This window comes from Massilia jejuensis, assembly GCF_042656795.1.
Classification (GTDB): Bacteria; Pseudomonadota; Gammaproteobacteria; order Burkholderiales; family Burkholderiaceae_D; genus Telluria; species Telluria jejuensis.
Map to the genome: position 1 here is coordinate 284,639 of NZ_JBHSMS010000023.1, position 14,680 is coordinate 299,318.

Consider the following 14,680-nt stretch of genomic DNA (forward strand, 5'->3'; position numbering starts at 1 on the left):
TAGCGCACGCGGCAGGCCCGCGCACGGGGAGCCCTCCGCCACGCCGTCTCGCCGGCAATCAGCCCAGTCCGGTTCCCGGGGCTTTGACATCGGGGATCGGATACTCGGTCTCGGGTTCGGCCGGTTTCAGATCCTGCTGGCGGATCTGCCACAGCCCCGGCAGGTTGCGCCAGTAGCCGTACACGTCCATGCCGAAACCGACGACGAAGGCGTTCGGCAGGGTCAGGCCGGTAATGTCGGCCACGATCGGTTTCCTCCGTCCGATATCCTTGTCGGCGAACACGGCGATGATGACCTCGGCCGCGCCCATGTCGAGCAAGCGCTGCTTCACGTGGGCGAGGGTTTCGCCTTCGTCGAGGATGTCGTCGAGCACGACGATCGTGCGCCCGGCCACGTTCTGGCGCGGGATGACTTTCCACACGACCTGGCCGCCGCGGTCGTCGTCGCCGTAGCGGCTGACGTGGATGTAGTCGAACTCGAGCGGGAAGTCGAGCTGGGGCAACAGGGTGCCGGTAAAGACGACGGCGCCGCCCATCACCCCCAGCACCAGCGGATACGTCGTGTTATCCGGCTGCCGGAAGCGTTCGTTGAGCACGTCCGCCACATGGCGCACGGCCGCTTGTACCTGGTCCGGGGTCACGATCTCTCGCGCATGTTCGAGCAGGGCCCGGGCGCGCACAACTTGAAAATCTTGCATGGGTCATCGACGGTAAGGGGTGAATGCGGCAATTATCGCGAATATTCCCAATGTCGGGCGGACTATTGGGAAGAGGCAGGTTTTTCTTCCTTGCCATGCATGACCATGATGGTTTGCTGCATCAGCGCGCACAGGGTTTCCTTGCCGTCCTTGACGGCGAAGACCTCGGCCCGGGTGACGATCAGCGTGCGTCCGCCGCGCACGACCATGCCGCGCGCGATGAGCTGCCGGCCATCGGCCGGCGCCATCAGGTTCAGCTTGTATTCGACGGTCAGCACCGAGGCGCCCGCCGGGGCCACGGTCATGGCGGCGTAGCCGGCCGCCGAATCGGCGATCATGCCGACCACGCCGCCGTGAACGAAGCCGTGCTGCTGCGCGACGCCCTCCCAGTGCGGCAAGTGGATCTCCGCGCGCCCGGCCTCGACGCGCTGCAAACTCGCGCGGATCAGCCGCATCGCGCCCTGGCGCGCGAAACTGGCGCGCACGCCTTGCTCGACCTGCGCATCGCATATCGGCATGCGCTCCCCTTCAGCTGTAGTCACGCGCGTCCTCGATCGACTTGCCATCGTCCGGCAGCGTCCCCGGCGCGACAAAGGCCACGTCGCCGCGCAGCTTGGTGACGTCGCGGATCGAGGCCGCGATCGCCGCGGCCAGGGCAGGGTCGGGCGTGCCGGCCACTTCGCACTGCAAGGTCATCATGTCGTTCGCCATCTGGCCCGACACCACCAGCCGCGCCTTGAGAATGTCCGGATGGCGGCGCGCGATGTTCTGCACCTGGGAGGCATGCACGAACATGGCGCGTACCTTGGTGGTCTGGTCGGCGCGCCCCATCCAGCCCTTGATGCGGACATTCGTGCGCCCGCCGGGCGCGCCGTGGGCCAGCAGCGCCGACAGGTCGCCGGTGGCGAAGCGGATCAGCGGATAATCGGGATTGAACAGGGTCACGACCACTTCGCCGATATCGCCCGGCGCCACCGGCTCGCCGCTGCCGGGACGCACGATTTCGAGCAGCACCTCCTCGTCGAGCACCATGCCCGGATCGAGCACGCCGTCGGTGGCGGTCTCGTAGGCGATGCTGCCGATGTCGGCCGAGGCATAGGTCTGGAACACGTGCGGCACGCCGTGCGCGCGGAACCAGCTGCGCAGCGACTCCGGGAGCGCCTCGGCGCCGAGCAGGGCGTGCCGCACGCTGCTGATGTCGACGCCGCTTTCCCGCGCCTTTTCGATGATGATGCGTAAGAAAGAAGGCGTGCCGACATAGGTATCCGGACGCAGCGCGGCCATGGCCTGCACCTGCATCTCGGTCTGGCCGGTGCCGGCCGGGATCACGCTGCAGCCGATGCGCGCGGCGCCGCTTTCGACCATGAAGGCGGCCGGCGTGAAGTGGTAACTGAAGCAGTTCTGCAGCAGGCCGCCGGCGCGCACGCCGGCCGCGTACATCGGGCGCGCGAAGCGCCACCAGTCGGCGCCGCGGCCTTCGGGATCGAAAATCGGGCCGGGCGACATGAACACGTGCGCCAGGGCGCCGGTGGCCGTCGCGGTCAGGCCGCCGAAGGGCGGTGCTCCTTCCTGCAGCGCCTTCAGATCGGATTTACGGGTCACCGGCAGCGCCGCCAGGGCCTCGCGCGTGGTGACGGTACGCGGGTCGACCCCGTCCAGGATGCGGGCCCAGCCCGGCGCCTGCTGCGCGCGCGCGATCAGGGCCGGCAGGCGCGCCAGCAAGTCGCGTTCGCGTTCTTCCGGCGCGCGCGTTTCCAATGCATCGAGGGTGATGCTCATCATGGCTCTCCGATTCGGTGAAACTGCGTTAGGCCAGCCAGCGCTTGCGCCGCCGATAAAACTTCATGTCCTTGAAGCTCTTGCGGCCGGCACCGGAGACGCCCAGATAAAACTCCTTGACGTCCTCGTTGTTGGCCAGGTCGCGCGCCGCGCCATCCATCACCACGCGTCCGTTCTCGAGGATGTAGCCGAAGTCGGCGTAGCGCAGGGCGACGCTGGTGTTCTGTTCGGCCAGCAGGAAGGACACGCCTTCCTTCTGGTTCAGGTCCTTGACGATGCCGAAGATCTCGTCGACGATCTGCGGCGCGATCCCCATCGACGGCTCGTCGAGCAGGATCATCGACGGGTTGGCCATCAGGGCGCGTCCGATCGCGCACATCTGCTGTTCGCCGCCCGAGGTGTAGCCGGCCTGGCTCGAACGCCGCTCCTTCAGGCGCGGGAAGTAGTGGTAGACCGACTCCAGCGCGGCACTCAGTTCGCCGCGGCCGATGCGGCGCGTGTAGGCGCCGGTCAGCAGATTTTCTTCGATCGTCAGGTGGCCGAAGCAGTGGCGCCCTTCCATTACCTGCGACAGCCCGCGCCGCACCAGTTCGTTCGGCGTGAGCTGGTCGATGCGCTCGCCCTGGAAGCGCACCTCACCCTTGGTGACGTCGCCGCGTTCGCCGCGCAGCAGGGTCGAGATGGTTTTCAGGGTCGTCGACTTGCCGGCGCCGTTCGCGCCCAGCAGGGCCACGATCTTCCCCTTCGGTACCTGCAGGGAAACGCCCTTCAAGACCAGGATCACGTGGTCGTAAATGACTTCGATGTTGTTCACCGCCAGGTAGGGCTGTTCGCTGGTGCTGGTCATGGGTGCTCGTCCAAAGATGTCCCCGCCGGGGCGGGGACGGGTGCGTCGATTACTGCATGCAGGCCGGGGTGATGTTCTTTTCCTTGGCATAGGCCAGCGAAGACTCTTCCAGCAGCTTGCGCGTCAGGGCCTTGTCGCCGACCACCCAGTTCGGGGTAATCGCGACCCACTTCTTGCCGTCCCATTGCTGGACCTTCACCGCGCCCGAGCCCTCGTGGTCGTCGCAGCTGGTCTTCACGGTCGGGAACATGCCGAAGGCGCCGAGCGCCTTCTGGCGCGCCGCGTCGACGTTCAGGTTTTCCAGGCCCCAGCGCACCTGCTCGCCGGTCATGGTCTTGCCCTTGCCGTATTTTTCCTGCGCGGTGCGGATCGCTTCGACCCACAATACGCCGAGCGTGACGCCGCGCATGTGGTAGACCGAGCCGATGCGGCTCTGTTCGGCCAGGTTGCCCTTGCCGGCGGCGTAGACTTTCTTGCGGATCTCGTCGAGCAGCGGGTAGTTGCCCGGCGTGTTGAACGTCATCGACGTATAGCCCTTGGCCGCTTCGCCCGACGGGATCGTGTCTTCTTCCGAGCCGGCCCACCAGACGCCGAGGATTTTATCGCGCGGGAAGCCGTTCCTTTGCGCGGTCTTGATCGCCACCGAATTCATCACGCCCCAGCCCCACAGGATCACGTGGTCCGGTTTCGCTTGGCGAATCTGCAGCCATTGCGACTGCTGCTCGCTGCCCGGCGGCGCCACCGCGATCTTGATCAGCTCGAAGCCATACTGTTTCGCCTGCGCGTCCAGCACCGGCATGGCTTCCTTGCCGAAGGCCGAATCGTGGTACAGGTAGGCGATCTTCTTGCCCTTGAGTTTGGCGTAACCGCCGTTCTTGTCGCCCAGGTACTTGATCATGGCGGCGGCCTGGTTCCAGTAGCTGGTAATGAGGGGAAAGACGTAGGGGAAGACCTTGCCGTTGGCGGCGTCCGAACGGCCGTAGCCGAGCATGGTCATCGGGATCTTGTCGACGGCGACGCGGTCGACGATGCCGTAGGCGATGCCGGTCGAGAGCGGATCGATCAGGGTGGCGCCGCCATTCTTGGTTTTCAGGCGCTCGTAGCATTCGACGCCACGCGAAGCGTTGTATTCGGTCTCGCACTCTTCCCAGGTCATCTTGACGCCGTTGATGCCGCCGTTCGCGTTGACCAGATTAAAATAATCGATCATGCCGCCGTAGATGCCGGAACCGCCGGCGGCATACGGGCCGACCCGGTAGGACGGCAGGGCGACGAACTGGTCGGCCGCCACTACCTGCCCGCAGGCGCCGGCGATGGCAGCGCCGAGCAGGATCGTTTTGATGAGTTTCATGGGGTGTCTCCTCTTTATTAACGACGTTGAATTGCGAAATTCTCAATGCGGGAAAGGCCACAGGCGCAGCTTTTCCTTGCCGATCTGCCACAGGCGCGCCAGGCCGTGCGGCTCGACGATCAGGAAGAAGATGATCAAGCCGCCGAACACCATCAGCTCCAGGTTCGAGGCGTAGTTGGTCGCGATCCCGAGCGCGTGCGCGACCATGTTCAAGAAGATCGGCAGCAGCACGATGAAGGCCGCGCCCAGGAACGAGCCCAGGATCGAGCCGACCCCGCCGATGATGACCATGAACAGGATGCGGAACGACAAGTCCAGACTGTAGGCTTCCGGCTCGACCGTGCCGAGATAGGCAAACGCGTACAGCGCGCCGGCGACGCCGCAATAAAACGAGCTCACGGCAAAGGCGAGCAGCTTGGTGCGCAGCGGCCGGAAGCCAATCACCTCGGCCGCCATGTCCATGTCGCGAATCGCCATCCACGAGCGCCCCACGTTCGAGCGGATCATGTTCTTGGCCAGCAGGGCCATGCCCGCCACGATTCCCAGCACCAGCAGGTATTTCGCCTCGGGCGTCACGAAGCGGTAGCCGAAGATCTGCATGGTCTGCACCGTCACCACGCCCGAGGCGCTGTAGTTGGTCAGGTACGGGATCTTGGTCAGGCACCAGATGACGAAGAACTGGGTCGCCAGCGTCGAGGCCGCCAGATAAAAGCCGCGGATGCGCAGCGAAGGCAAACCGAACGCGATGCCGACGCTGGCCGCGCACAGGCCGCCCAGCACGAAGGCGAGCAGTAGCGGCATGCCGGGAATGCGCGCCACGAAATTGAACGAGGCGTAGGCGCCGACCGCCATGAAGGCGGCCGTGCCGAGCGAGAGCTGGCCGGCGTAGCCGGTCAGGATGTTCAGGCCCAGCGCCGCCAGCGCGAAGATCAGGAACGGGATCAGGATCGCCGACAGCAGATAGGGGGAGGCAAACAGCGGTACCACGGCCAGGGCGACCACCAGCAAGCTGATGAGCCCGATGCGGTCCTGGCGGATCGGCAGGATCTGGCCGTCGGCCTGGTAGCTGGTCTTGAATTGTCCGGCTTCGCGATACAGCATGTCAGATCCTCCGGATGATTTTTTCGCCGAACAGCCCTTCGGGCCGCACCAGCAGGAACAGCAAGGCCAGTACATACGGGAACCAGCCTTCGATGCCGCCTCCCACCATCGGGCCGATATACACCTCGGCCAGTTTTTCGCTGGCGCCGATGATCAGGCCGCCGACAATCGCCCCCGGCACCGAGGTAAACCCGCCCAGGATCAGCACCGGCAAGGCTTTCAGCGCGATGAAGGTCAGCGCGAACTGCACCCCGTTGCGCGCGCCCCACAGCAAGCCCGCCACCAGCGCCACCAGTCCGGCCACCGACCACACCACGACCCAGATGCGCTGCAGCGGAATGCCGACGGCGAGCGCGGCCTGGTGGTCGTCGGCCACCGCGCGCAGCGCGCGCCCGACCTTGGTTTTCGAGAACAGCAGCGCCAGCGCGACCACCAGCACGGCGCAGACGATGGCCGCCATCATGTCGAACTGCGAGACGAGGATATTGAAATTGTCCATCAGGTAGGGGTTCGGCACGTCCTCGATCGGCAGGTCGAGCTTGCGCACCTGCGAGCCCCAGACCAGCTGGGCCAGGCCCTCGATGAAGAAGGCAAGGCCGATGGTGGCCATGAACAGCGTGATTTCCGGCTGGTTGACCAGGGGCCGCAAGACCACCCGCTCGATCGCCAGCGCCAGCGCGATCATGACCAGGATCGTGATCGGAATCGCCACCCACAGCGAGACGCCGAACTTGTCGATGATGCCGACGCAGGTGAGGGCGGCAAAAAACACCATCGCCCCTTGCGCGAAATTGAACACGCCGGAGGCTTTGTAGATGAGGACGAAGCCGATCGCCACCAGCGCGTACATCACCCCCGACAGCAAGCCGCCGAGCAGCACTTCGATGAAAAAGCTCATGCCGCGTCCTCCTCGTGGGCCTGGCCCAGATACGCCTTGATCACGTTGGCGTCGGCGCGCACCTCGTCGGGCGTGCCGTCGCCGATCTTCTTGCCGTAGTCGAGCACGACGACCCGGTCCGAGATGTCCATCACCACCCCCATGTCGTGTTCGATCAGCACGATCGTCGTGCCGAACTGGTCGTTCACATCGAGGATGAAGCGGCACATGTCCTGCTTTTCCTCGACGTTCATGCCGGCCATCGGTTCGTCCAGCAGCAGGATCTCCGGCTCGGCCGCCAGGGCGCGGCCCAGCTCGACGCGCTTTTGCAAGCCGTAGGGCAGGCGCCCGACCGGCGTCTTGCGGATCGCCTGGATTTCCAGGAAATCGATGATGGCCTCGGCCTTTTCGCGGTGCGCGATTTCTTCCCGCCGCGCCGCGCCCAGGTAAAACGCCTGCTGCAGGAAATTCGTCTTCATCTTGAGGTTGCGGCCGGTCATGATGTTGTCCAGGACCGTCATCCCCTTGAACAGCGCGATGTTTTGAAACGTGCGCGCAATGCCCGCTCGCGCAGCGCTGTAGCAATCCATGTTGGTGCGGCGTGCGCCGCGCAGCACGATCTCGCCCTGCTGCGGACGGTAGACGCCGTTGATCACATTGAGCATCGAGCTCTTGCCGGCGCCGTTGGGCCCGATGATGGCGCGGATCTCGTGCTGGCGCACGTCGAACGAAATATCGGTCAGGGCCTTGACCCCGCCGAAGGCCAGCGAGATGTGCTTCAGGTCGAGGATCACCTCGCCGATACGGCGTCCGGCACTTGGCGCGGCCGGTGTGTGCATCATGTCCATCACGCTGCCTCCTCGAGGACCGGATAGGTGGCGGCCTCGTTGATGCGCAGGTCGGCACTGACGAGGCCGCTGCGCCCATCCTCGAATTTCACTTGCGTGCTGATGAATTGCGAAGCCTTGCCGCTGTACAGGGCGTCGATCAGCACGGCGTATTTTTCAGCCACGAACTTGCGCCGCACCTTGCGCGTACGGGTCAGCTCGTCGTCGTCCGGGTCGAGTTCCTTGTGCAGCACCAGGAAGCGGTGGATCTGGGTCTTGCCCATCAAGGCTTCGCCGGCCAGGTCGGCGTTCACCTTCTGCACGCAGTCGCGCATCAATTCCTGCACCTGCGGGTGCGCCGCCAGGTCGACATAGCCGGAATAGGCCAGGTTGCGCCGCTCGGCCCAGTTGCCGACCGCTTCCATGTCGATGTTGAGAAAAGCGCAGACCTGGTCGCGGCCATTGCCGAAGGCGACCGCTTCCTTGATGAAGGGGAAGAACTTGAGCTTGTTCTCGATGTAGTTGGGCGCGAAGATGGCGCCGTTGTTCATGGTGCCGACATCGGCCGCGCGGTCGATGATCTTCAAGTGACCGTCGCTGTCGAACATGCCGGCGTCGCCGGTATGGAAGTAGCCTTCGCTGTCGATCACTTCGGCCGTCGCATCGGGGCGCTTGAAATAGCCATCCATGTTCGAGACGCCCTTGACCAGCACTTCGCCGTTGGCGGCCAGTTTCACCTCGACCCCGGGCGCCGGCACGCCGACGCTGTCGAACTTGATGTTCCCGTCCGGCTGCAGGCAGACATAGGCGCAGGTCTCGGTCGAGCCGTACAGCTGCTTCAGATTGACGCCGATCGAGCGGTAGAAACGGAACAGGTCGGGACCGATCGCCGCGCCCGCCGTGTAGGCCACGCGCACGCGCGACAGGCCCAGCACGTTCTTCAGGGGTTCGTAGACGAACAGGCGGCCCAGCGCGTACTTGCAGCGCTCGCTGGCGCTGACCGGTTTGCCGTCGAGGATGGCGGCGCCGCTGCGCCGCGCGACCTGCATGAAGTAATCGAACATGCGGCGCTTCGGGCCGCTCGCGTCTTCCATCCGGATCATGACGGTGGTGAGCATGTTCTCGAACACGCGGGGCGGCGCAAAATAGTAGGTCGGGCCGATTTCGCGCAGGTCGGTCAGCACGGTGTCGCTCGATTCCGGGCAGTTCACCGTGAATCCGGCCACCATCGCCTGCGCCAGCGAAAACAGGCAGTCGCCGACCCAGGCCATCGGCAGGTAGGACAGGATGTCTTCGCGCTCGGTCAGCTTGTCGAAGCCGACCCCGCCGGCGCCGGCTGCCAGCAAGGCCGCGTGCGACTGCATCACGCCTTTCGGCTTGCCGGTGGTGCCCGAGGTGTACAGGATGATGGCGGTGTCGCTGCCCTGGCCGGCTTCGATGGCGGCGTCGAAGGCGCCGGGATGAGCCGCGTCCCAGGCGCGGCCCAGGTCCTGCAGGGCCGCATAGGAAAGCAAGCCCGCGTGCTGGTAATGGCGCATGCCGCGTTCGTCCTCGAACACGATGCGGCGCACGCGCGGGCACTGCGCCTGCAGCTCGACCAGCTTGTCGACCTGTTCCTGGTCTTCGACGACGGCAAATTCGATATCGGCGTCGTTGAGCACGTGGGCCATGTCGGCGCTCGGCGCATCCTGGTAGAGCGGCACCGGGACGCCGCCCAGGCATTGCGCCGCCAGCATCGCCCAATACAGGCGCGGCCGGTTGTCGCCGATGATGGCCAGGTTCATGCCGCGCTGGAAACCGAGCGAGGCCAGGCCGCACGCCAGGGCGCGCACCTCGGCATTGACCTGCAGCCAGGACCAGCTCTGCCAGATGCCCAGGTGTTTTTCGCGAAATGCCGGACGCGCCCCGCGTTGCCGGGCATGGGCGAGCAGGCGCCGCGGAAAAGTCTGCAAGGGCAAGCGTTCCGATGTCTCCATCGCTGTCTCCTGTCTGTGGAAGCGGCGCGCCACGAAATCGGCGGCCGGCGAATTTTTTATGTAAAGATAGTACTTTGCGTTGACCCGCGAAGTTGTCATCCAAATGACAATTGGTCCGACTTTCGATGACGCGATGCACAATGAAGATGCCGACACCAACCCTTCTGGAACACCTGCGCGCCACCATCTGGGGGCGCGTGCTCACGCCTGCCGAGATGGCGCGGGTCGAGGCCGTCTGTTTCGAGCAATTCGTCCCGAAAGGCGGCTTCGTCTGCCGCAAGGGCGAGCCGTTGGAAAACTGGGTAGGCATCATCGATGGGCTCGTGAAAATCAATAATTTTTCCCCGTCCGGGAAAAGCGTGACCTTTACCGGCGTGACCGCCGGCGGCTGGTTCGGCGAAGGTTCCCTGCTCAAGGACGCGTTCCGCAAGTACGACGTCATGGCGCTGCGTGACACCCGCGTGGCGCGCATGCCGCGCGCCACCTTCGAGTGGCTGCTGGAAGTGAGCCTGCCCTTCAACCGTTTCTTGCTCATGCAACTGAATGAACGCCTGGGCCAGTTCATCGGCCAGGTCGAGACCGACCGCATGCTCGATGTCGATACCCGCGTGGCGCGCTGCCTGGCGGCGATGTTCAACGCCCACCTGTATCCGGGCCTGGACAAGCTGGTGCAGCTGTCGCAGGAAGAGATCGGCTACCTGTCGGGCGCCTCGCGCCAGCGCGCCAACCAGGCGCTGCAGTTGCTGGAGAAGGCAGGGCTGTTGAGGCTCGATTACGGCGGCATCCGCGTGCTCGACCTGGAAGGACTGCGCCAGTACCAGGCCTAGCACGGCCGTGCATGCCTTCGCGATCGCGTATCGTTGGGGGTATGATAGGAACCATGTCAAATCCATCTCATTCCTCCTCCCGCGCCGAGCGCCTGGACGGGCTGCGCGCCGCGATGAAACGCCATGGCATCGATGCCTGCATCGTGCCCTCGAGCGACCCCCACTTGTCCGAATACCTGCCGCGCCGCTGGCAGGGCCGCGAATGGCTCTCGGGCTTCACCGGCTCGGTCGGCACCTTCATCCTGGGCGCCGACTTCGCCGGCGTCTGGACCGATGGCCGCTACTGGACCCAGGCCGAAACGGAGCTGGCCGGCAGCGGGATCGCCTTGATGAAGATCCCGTCCGGCGCCAGCCTGCTGCACATCGACTGGCTGGCGCAGAACATGGCGCCCGGGCAGACGGTCGCCGTCGACGCCCGGGTGCTGGGCCTGGCCGTGGCGCGCCTGCTGGGTGAGGCGCTGGCCGCGCGCGGCATCCTGCTGCGCACGGACATCGACCTGCTCGATGAAATCTGGAGCGACCGCCCCGGCCTGCCGCTCGAGCCGCTGTACGAACACGCCGCGCCGCATGCGGCATTGAGCCGCGCCGACAAGCTGGCCGCGACCCGCGCCGCGATGACGGCCCTGGGCGCCGAGCGCCATTTCATCTCCACGCTCGACGACATCGCGTATCTGTTCAACCTGCGCGGCGCCGACGTCAGTTTCAATCCGGTCTTCGTCGCCCATGCGCTGGTCGAACAGGACCGCGCGACCCTGTTCCTGGCCGAAGGCAAGGCATCGAGCGAACTGCAGGCGCGCCTGCTGGAAGACGGCGTGCGCCTGGCGCCGTATGCGGCAGCCGCCGACGCGCTGGGGGCGTTGCCGCCGGCCAGCAGCCTGCTGGTCGATCCGCGCCGCATCACGGCCGGCATGCGTTGCGCGGTGGCCGAAGGCGTGAAGGTGATCGAAGCGATCAACCCGACCACCTTCGCCAAGTCGCGCAAGACCGACGCCGAGGCGGCTCACGTGCGCGCCACCATGGAGCAGGATGGCGCGGCCCTGTGCGAATTCTTCGCCTGGCTCGAGGCCGAGCTGGCCAACCCGCAGCGCGCCCCGCTGACCGAACTGGCGATCGACACCCGGATCACGGCCGCGCGCGCGCGCCGTCCGCATTTCGTCAGCCCGAGCTTCGGCACGATTGCCGGTTTCAATGCCAACGGCGCGATCATGCACTACCGCGCGAGCGCGGCCTCGCATGCCGTCATCGAAGGCGACGGACTGCTCTTGATCGACTCTGGCGGCCAGTACCTGGGCGGCACCACCGACATCACGCGCGTGGTCCCGGTCGGTCGGATTACCGATGCGCACAAACGCGATTTCACGCTGGTCTTGAAGGGGATGATGGCCTTGTCGAGCGCCCAGTTCCCGCGCGGGACACGCTCGCCGCTGCTGGACGCCATCGCGCGCGCGCCGATCTGGGCCGCCGGCCTGGATTACGGCCACGGCACCGGCCACGGCGTCGGCTACTTCATGAACGTGCACGAAGGCCCGCAGGTGATTTCGCCGAGCGCCGCGCCCGATCCGCACACGGCCATGGAGCCGGGCATGATCACCTCGATCGAGCCGGGCATCTACAAGCCGGGCCGCTGGGGCATCCGCATCGAGAACCTGGTGCTGGCCGTCCCGGCGGGGGATGGACAACCCGGCGAATTCGGCGAGTTCCTGCGTTTCGAGACGCTGACTCTGTGCCCGATCGACACGCGCTGCCTCGACCTGTCGCTGCTGCACCCGCACGAGCTGGAGTGGCTCAACGCCTACCACGCGCAAGTGCGCGAACGCCTGCTGCCGCATGTCGACGGCGCCGCGCGCGCCTGGCTGACCTTGCGCACGAGGGCCGTCTGATGGCTTCCTCCCGCTCCACCCGCGCCAGTTCCGCCGTCGAGCGCCTCAAGCGCCGTACGGGCCATACCGGCTACTCGATGGCGCGTACCGCCAGCGGCGGCTTCTACCTGTCCGAGATGCCGGGCGCGCCCCCGTTGTGCGCGCCGCTCGAACTCGATGAATTCGTCGCCTTCGTCAACAGCCTCGGGCCGCAAGAGGTGCGGCGCATGACCAAGAACGACATCGCGTTCGAGAAGCAGCTGGTCAAGAAAAAGCCGTGAGGCGCTCCGCGCCCACCGGCGCGGCGCCCCACGCAGCACCCCACGCAGTCCTTCAAAAGCCGCCATGACGAACTACGATTATCTGTCTCCCTACTGGTCGCCGACCGAAATCGCCACCAATGCGGTGATCCTCTTGCACCTGGCCGGCTCGCTGTTCCTGGGCCTGCTGGTCGGCTACGAGCGCTCCTACCACGGGCGCGCCGCCGGCATGCGCACCTATGGCCTGGTTTGCATGGCGTCGTGCGCGCTGACCATCGTCAGCGGCTATCCGGAGATGTGGTTCGGCGGGCAGACCGGGGCCATCGGCGTGGTCGACCCGACCCGGGTGATGCAGGGCGTGGTCACCGGCATCGGCTTTCTCGGCGCCGGCGTGATCATGCGCGAAGGTTTCAACATCAGCGGCCTGACGACGGCGGCCTCGATCTGGAGTTCGTCGGTGATCGGCATCCTGGTCGGTGTCGGCTTTTACCTGGCGGCGATGGGCCTGGCCTTCTTCTCGGCCATGATCATGATCTACCTGAACAAGGTGGAAAACTTCCTGCCCTCGCGCCGCGCGGTGGCGGTGACGCTGCGCTTTCGCGAAGCCTACCTGCCGCGCGAGGATGCGCTGCGCGAGGCGGCGATGGAGCGCGGCTACCATATCGCCAGCAGTTCGCTGACGATCGCCAGCAGCAACGGACGCCAGGAGTGGCGTTTCGTCGCCATCGCGCTGTCGCGCCACAATCGCGCCACGCTCACCGAACTGGCCGCGGAACTGGCGGCGTCCGAAGGCGTCGAAGGGTTTCAGCTCTCGCACGCACGTAACTAAGATAAATAAAAAGATAGATAAAAACGGGATACACCAATGCAAGCGCAAGACGTTCTCGATTTCTGGTTCCTGCCGCCGACCGATCCGGAGTACGGCAAGACGCGCATCGAATGGTTCCGCAAGGACGCGGCCTTCGACGCCCAGGTCCGCACCCGCTTCGGCAGCCTGATCGCGCAGGCGGTCGCCGGCGGCTTGCGCGAGTGGGACATGGAAGGACCGCAAGGGGTGCTGGCGCGCATCCTGGTGCTCGACCAGTTCACTCGCAATGCCTACCGCGACGCCCCCGAATCGTTTGCCGGCGACACGCTGGCCTTGCTGGCCGCGCAGGCGCTGGTCGACAGCGGCGCCGACCGCGCATTGCCGCCATTCCAGCGTGCCTTCGTCTACATGCCCTACGAGCACGCGGAAGATGCGCGCATGCAGCAGTGCGCCGTCGACCTGTTCGCGCGCCTGGCGCTCGAGAACGAGGGCTTTACCGAGATGCTCGACTATGCGCACCGCCACCGCGGCGTGATCGCGCGCTTCGGCCGCTTCCCGCACCGCAACCCGATCCTCGGGCGCGCGTCCACCGCCGACGAACTGCAGTACCTGAGCCAGCCGGGCGCCGGGTTCTGATGGCCGCGCCATTGAACATCGTCGGCGCCGGCCATGTCGGGCGCGTGCTGGGCCGCCTGTTCCACCAGCACGGCGTATTCGCGGTGCAGGACGTAGTGACCCGCTCGCGGGACAGCGCGTGCGCTGCCGTGGCCTTCATCGGTGCCGGGCGTGCGCTGGCGCAGGCGTCGATTTTGCGCCCGGCCCCCGTCTGGATGCTCGCCGTGGGCGACGACCAGATCGCACCTGTGTGCGCCGCCCTGGCCGCCGACGGGTTGCTGGGGGGCGCCACCGTCTTCCATTGCAGCGGCGCCAGGGCGTCGGCCGAACTGCATGCGGCCAGCGCGGCCGGCGCCCGGGTGGCGAGCGTGCATCCGGTGCGCAGCTTTGCCGACCCGGCCGCGGTCGCCGCCGCGTTCGACGGCACCTGGTGCGGGGTCGAGGGAGACGGCGCCGCGCTGGCGCTGCTGGGGCCGGCGTTCGAGGCGATCGGTGCACGCCTGGTCGCCATCGATGCCGCAGCCAAGACGGTGTATCACGCCGCCTCCGTTTTCGCCTCGAACTACCTGGTGACGGTGCTCGACGCCGCCCTGCGTGCGTATGGCGCGGCCGGCGTGCCGCCCGAGGTGGCGCGCGAACTGGCGCGGCCGCTGGCGCTCGAGACCCTGGATAACGTCTTGCGGCTGGGCGCGCCCGCCGCGCTCAGCGGGCCGATCGCCCGCGGCGATCGGGCGACGGTTGCGCGCCAGCAAGCCGCGCTGCAGGACTGGGATGGGCCGACCGCCGCCTTGTACCAAGCCCTGGCGAGCGCCACCACGGAGCTGGCCGCGCGCAAGCGGCGCGGCGACGCCTGAAT

Annotated in this window: 15 protein-coding genes; 6 read left to right on the plus strand and 9 right to left on the minus strand. The window is 66.2% G+C overall.

What is annotated here, in order from left to right; all coding sequences use genetic code 11:
• Positions 1-58: 58 nt before the first annotated feature.
• The 9 genes from ACFPOU_RS06965 to ACFPOU_RS07005 form a co-directional block, all read right to left on the minus strand.
• On the minus strand, positions 59-697 hold the full coding sequence (locus tag ACFPOU_RS06965; protein WP_379718648.1) for a hypoxanthine-guanine phosphoribosyltransferase: 639 nt from the start codon (positions 695-697) through the stop codon (positions 59-61).
• 62 nt (positions 698-759) lie between these two features.
• Complete coding sequence (locus ACFPOU_RS06970) at positions 760-1,215, minus strand: PaaI family thioesterase (RefSeq protein ID WP_379718651.1); 456 nt, start codon at positions 1,213-1,215, stop codon at positions 760-762.
• Between the two features lie 10 nt (positions 1,216-1,225).
• Positions 1,226-2,476 (minus strand): phenylacetate--CoA ligase family protein, encoded by a 1,251-nt coding sequence (locus tag ACFPOU_RS06975; RefSeq protein ID WP_379719023.1) that lies wholly within the window; start codon positions 2,474-2,476, stop codon positions 1,226-1,228.
• Positions 2,477-2,504: 28 nt separating this feature from the next.
• On the minus strand, positions 2,505-3,323 hold the full coding sequence (locus tag ACFPOU_RS06980; RefSeq protein ID WP_379718654.1) for an ABC transporter ATP-binding protein: 819 nt from the start codon (positions 3,321-3,323) through the stop codon (positions 2,505-2,507).
• A 49-nt stretch (positions 3,324-3,372) separates the two neighbouring features.
• Positions 3,373-4,674, minus strand: coding sequence for an ABC transporter substrate-binding protein (locus ACFPOU_RS06985; RefSeq protein ID WP_379718657.1), 1,302 nt, complete (start codon positions 4,672-4,674; stop codon positions 3,373-3,375).
• Positions 4,675-4,716: 42 nt separating this feature from the next.
• Positions 4,717-5,775, minus strand: a complete 1,059-nt coding sequence (locus tag ACFPOU_RS06990; RefSeq protein WP_379718660.1) for a branched-chain amino acid ABC transporter permease — start codon at positions 5,773-5,775, stop codon at positions 4,717-4,719.
• A gap of 1 nt (position 5,776) precedes the next feature.
• On the minus strand, positions 5,777-6,673 hold the full coding sequence (locus ACFPOU_RS06995; protein WP_379718663.1) for a branched-chain amino acid ABC transporter permease: 897 nt from the start codon (positions 6,671-6,673) through the stop codon (positions 5,777-5,779).
• On the minus strand, positions 6,670-7,500 hold the full coding sequence (locus ACFPOU_RS07000) for an ABC transporter ATP-binding protein (RefSeq protein ID WP_379718666.1): 831 nt from the start codon (positions 7,498-7,500) through the stop codon (positions 6,670-6,672). The genes ACFPOU_RS06995 and ACFPOU_RS07000 overlap by 4 nt, the downstream gene beginning before the upstream one ends.
• On the minus strand, positions 7,500-9,455 hold the full coding sequence (locus ACFPOU_RS07005; protein WP_379718669.1) for an AMP-dependent synthetase/ligase: 1,956 nt from the start codon (positions 9,453-9,455) through the stop codon (positions 7,500-7,502). Before ACFPOU_RS07005 ends, ACFPOU_RS07000 begins: the two co-directional genes overlap by 1 nt.
• A gap of 140 nt (positions 9,456-9,595) precedes the next feature.
• Between ACFPOU_RS07005 and ACFPOU_RS07010 the strand changes: the two genes are divergently transcribed.
• From ACFPOU_RS07010 to ACFPOU_RS07035, 6 genes are all read left to right on the plus strand, one after another.
• Positions 9,596-10,282 carry a Crp/Fnr family transcriptional regulator gene (locus tag ACFPOU_RS07010; protein WP_379718672.1) on the plus strand — a complete coding sequence of 229 codons (687 nt, stop codon included), beginning with the start codon at positions 9,596-9,598 and terminating at the stop codon, positions 10,280-10,282.
• A gap of 53 nt (positions 10,283-10,335) precedes the next feature.
• Positions 10,336-12,162, plus strand: coding sequence for an aminopeptidase P family protein (locus ACFPOU_RS07015; protein ID WP_379718675.1), 1,827 nt, complete (start codon positions 10,336-10,338; stop codon positions 12,160-12,162).
• Positions 12,162-12,422 (plus strand): hypothetical protein, encoded by a 261-nt coding sequence (locus ACFPOU_RS07020; RefSeq protein WP_379718678.1) that lies wholly within the window; start codon positions 12,162-12,164, stop codon positions 12,420-12,422. The genes ACFPOU_RS07015 and ACFPOU_RS07020 overlap by 1 nt, the downstream gene beginning before the upstream one ends.
• A 64-nt stretch (positions 12,423-12,486) precedes the next feature.
• Complete coding sequence (locus tag ACFPOU_RS07025; protein WP_379718681.1) at positions 12,487-13,230, plus strand: MgtC/SapB family protein; 744 nt, start codon at positions 12,487-12,489, stop codon at positions 13,228-13,230.
• Positions 13,231-13,266: 36 nt separating this feature from the next.
• On the plus strand, positions 13,267-13,845 hold the full coding sequence (locus ACFPOU_RS07030) for a DUF924 family protein (protein ID WP_379718684.1): 579 nt from the start codon (positions 13,267-13,269) through the stop codon (positions 13,843-13,845).
• A complete protein-coding gene (locus tag ACFPOU_RS07035; RefSeq protein WP_379718687.1) occupies positions 13,845-14,678 on the plus strand; it encodes a Rossmann-like and DUF2520 domain-containing protein in 834 nt (277 codons plus the stop codon). Before ACFPOU_RS07030 ends, ACFPOU_RS07035 begins: the two co-directional genes overlap by 1 nt.
• Positions 14,679-14,680 lie beyond the last annotated feature (2 nt).

Excerpts from the sequence above, each read along its gene's own strand:
- ACFPOU_RS06990 (WP_379718660.1), bottom strand. The coding sequence starts at position 5,775 with ATGCTGTATCGCGAAGCCGGACAATTCAAGACCAGCTACCAGGCCGAC.
- ACFPOU_RS06965 (WP_379718648.1), bottom strand. The coding sequence starts at position 697 with ATGCAAGATTTTCAAGTTGTGCGCGCCCGGGCCCTGCTCGAACATGCG.
- ACFPOU_RS07035 (WP_379718687.1), top strand. The coding sequence starts at position 13,845 with ATGGCCGCGCCATTGAACATCGTCGGCGCCGGCCATGTCGGGCGCGTG.
- ACFPOU_RS06975 (WP_379719023.1), bottom strand. The coding sequence starts at position 2,476 with ATGAGCATCACCCTCGATGCATTGGAAACGCGCGCGCCGGAAGAACGC.
- ACFPOU_RS07005 (WP_379718669.1), bottom strand. The coding sequence starts at position 9,455 with ATGGAGACATCGGAACGCTTGCCCTTGCAGACTTTTCCGCGGCGCCTG.
- ACFPOU_RS06970 (WP_379718651.1), bottom strand. The coding sequence starts at position 1,215 with ATGCCGATATGCGATGCGCAGGTCGAGCAAGGCGTGCGCGCCAGTTTC.
- ACFPOU_RS07015 (WP_379718675.1), top strand. The coding sequence starts at position 10,336 with ATGTCAAATCCATCTCATTCCTCCTCCCGCGCCGAGCGCCTGGACGGG.
- ACFPOU_RS06995 (WP_379718663.1), bottom strand. The coding sequence starts at position 6,673 with ATGAGCTTTTTCATCGAAGTGCTGCTCGGCGGCTTGCTGTCGGGGGTG.
- ACFPOU_RS07020 (WP_379718678.1), top strand. The coding sequence starts at position 12,162 with ATGGCTTCCTCCCGCTCCACCCGCGCCAGTTCCGCCGTCGAGCGCCTC.
- ACFPOU_RS06985 (WP_379718657.1), bottom strand. The coding sequence starts at position 4,674 with ATGAAACTCATCAAAACGATCCTGCTCGGCGCTGCCATCGCCGGCGCC.
- ACFPOU_RS07010 (WP_379718672.1), top strand. The coding sequence starts at position 9,596 with ATGAAGATGCCGACACCAACCCTTCTGGAACACCTGCGCGCCACCATC.
- ACFPOU_RS07025 (WP_379718681.1), top strand. The coding sequence starts at position 12,487 with ATGACGAACTACGATTATCTGTCTCCCTACTGGTCGCCGACCGAAATC.
- ACFPOU_RS07030 (WP_379718684.1), top strand. The coding sequence starts at position 13,267 with ATGCAAGCGCAAGACGTTCTCGATTTCTGGTTCCTGCCGCCGACCGAT.
- ACFPOU_RS06980 (WP_379718654.1), bottom strand. The coding sequence starts at position 3,323 with ATGACCAGCACCAGCGAACAGCCCTACCTGGCGGTGAACAACATCGAA.
- ACFPOU_RS07000 (WP_379718666.1), bottom strand. The coding sequence starts at position 7,500 with ATGGACATGATGCACACACCGGCCGCGCCAAGTGCCGGACGCCGTATC.